General features: G+C 61.1%; 1 protein-coding gene and 1 pseudogene. One reads left to right on the forward strand and one right to left on the reverse strand.

Annotated elements, in window-relative coordinates; genetic code table 11:
* Positions 1–25: 25 nt before the first annotated feature.
* Positions 26–124, reverse strand: a pseudogene (locus LQ952_RS16090) (transposase); the annotation flags it as partial.
* Positions 125–227: 103 nt separating this feature from the next.
* Here LQ952_RS16090 and LQ952_RS15815 point away from each other — a divergent pair.
* The coding region (locus LQ952_RS15815) for an RNA-guided endonuclease InsQ/TnpB family protein (protein ID WP_238623573.1) at positions 228–1,336 on the forward strand (1,109 nt) is incomplete at its 3' end.

Raw genomic sequence — 1,336 nt, forward strand, 5'->3', positions numbered from 1 at the left:
GCGTAGCCGTCCTTGGGTTTTGGTTTCAGTGTGGGGTCTGCTGCTGTTCGATGTACTGGCGCACGATGGAAATCGGCGCACCACCGCAGCTTGAAGCGAAGTAGGACGGCGACCACAGCACGCCTTATTTCGCCAAAAGGACCAAGTGGCCGTGCATATTGAAAACGCAGTGCCGTCCGCGTCTAATTTCGTTTTCGTCGCTCATGGACCAAGGGTATGATTGAGCCATGCAACGCCTTCAAGCCTACAAGTACGAGCTGAGGCCCAACGGTCGGCAGGAGCGGCAAATGCGCCGCTTCGCCGGCTCGTGCCGGTTCGTCTACAACAGGGCGCTGGCGTTGCAGAAAGAACGCTACGAGCACGGCGAGAAGAAACTCGGCTACGCTGGGCTGTGCAAGCGGCTCACCGAGTGGCGCAACAGCTTGGACACCGCTTGGCTGGCGGATGCGCCAGTGCATCCGCTGCAACAGACTCTCAAGGACCTGGAGCGGGCTTACAGCAACTTCTTCGCCAAGCGGGCCGACCTGCCTCGTTTCAAGAAGAAAGGCCGGTCGGACAGCTTCCGCTACCCCGACCCGAAACAGATCAAGCTCGATCAGGTCAACAATCGTCTATTTCTGCCCAAGCTCGGCTGGCTGCGCTATCGCAACAGCCGGGAGGTACTGGGCACGGTGAAGAATGTCACCGTGAGCCAGTCGTGCGGCAAATGGTTCGTGAGCATCCAGACCGAGCGCGAGGCGGCGCAGCCCCTCCCACAGGGCGGTGCGGTCGGTATCGACATGGGCATTGCCCGGTTTGCCACGCTCTCGGACGGCACGTTCTACGGACCACTCAACAGCTTCAAACGGCATGAGACGCGCCTCTGCAAGGCACAGCAAGCCCTCTCCCGCAAAGTGAAGTTCAGCAACAACTGGAAGCAGGCGAAAGCCCGCGTCCAGGGTATTCATGCCCGCATCGGCAACGCCCGCCGCGACTTCCTGCACAAGACCTCGACCGCGATCAGCCAAAACCACGCGATGGTGTGTATCGAGGACTTGCAGGTACGGAACATGTCCAGGTCGGCGGCAGGCAGCACCGAGCAGCCGGGTAGAAACGTTCGGGCCAAGTCCGGCCTGAACAAGTCCATCCTCGATCAAGGCTGGTTCGAGTTCCGCCGCCAACTGGATTACAAGTTGGCATGGCAAGGCGGCTGGCTGGTTGCAGTGCCGCCACGGAACACCAGCCGCACCTGTCCGTGCTGCAGCCATGTGTCGGCGGACAACCGGCAGACACAGGAGCGGTTCGCCTGCGTCGAGTGCGGCTTCGAGGAAAACGCCGACGTGGTCGGCGCGATCAA

It is taken from the genome of Ectothiorhodospira lacustris (genome assembly GCF_022227785.1).
GTDB classification, from domain to species: domain Bacteria; phylum Pseudomonadota; class Gammaproteobacteria; order Ectothiorhodospirales; family Ectothiorhodospiraceae; genus Ectothiorhodospira; species Ectothiorhodospira lacustris.